Below are 577 nucleotides of genomic sequence, written 5' to 3' on the forward strand. Positions count from 1 at the left end.
TCAATCACACGCTCACAAGAGAAGAAGGCAGGCTTATTGGTAATTGGATAGATGATGGGGATGAAGAGTTAAGCTGGAACCAAATTGATTATCCTTGGGATTTGGCAAATTTTCCGTGGTGTTCGGTCAAAAAACATGAACGCGATATACTCATGGCAGAGTGGTTCCAAAATCGTCCCCTTTATTTGGCTTTAAGAGACGAAAACAATACTCTGATTGGGTATCGCCGATGCAACATTGTCCAGCCTGTAGAGCAGGTTTTAGAGGGTGTTTACAACCATTGTGGCAACAGATTTAACCCTTCTACAACAGGCACTCTGTTGTTTCTTGCAGCCCGCACAGATTTTGAAGATGTTGAGGACAAACAAGCCGCCGCTGTTTCCCTTCTCGTTCATGGCTGTCTTGCACAACAAACCCCTCTTGGCAAACTTTGGTTAGGGGCTGATGAGCTAAATGGCGGTGTAGAGATACTCAAAACGCCTATCAATATTCCTTTGCGTGCCGATGTTCGCGAACAATTCAAGATTTTATTGAGGTTTTAATATGAAGCATGAAAGTGGTTTACCCTTTGCAATTG

General features: G+C 43.5%; 1 pseudogene. It reads left to right on the forward strand.

Annotated elements, in window-relative coordinates:
- Positions 1-542: pseudogene (locus tag ACFINH_RS10320) on the forward strand (phage tail protein); the annotation flags it as partial.
- Between the last annotated feature and the right edge of the window lie 35 nt (positions 543-577).

This window comes from Bartonella sp. AA74HLJMH, from assembly GCF_042197045.1.
GTDB lineage: Bacteria > Pseudomonadota > Alphaproteobacteria > Rhizobiales > Rhizobiaceae > Bartonella.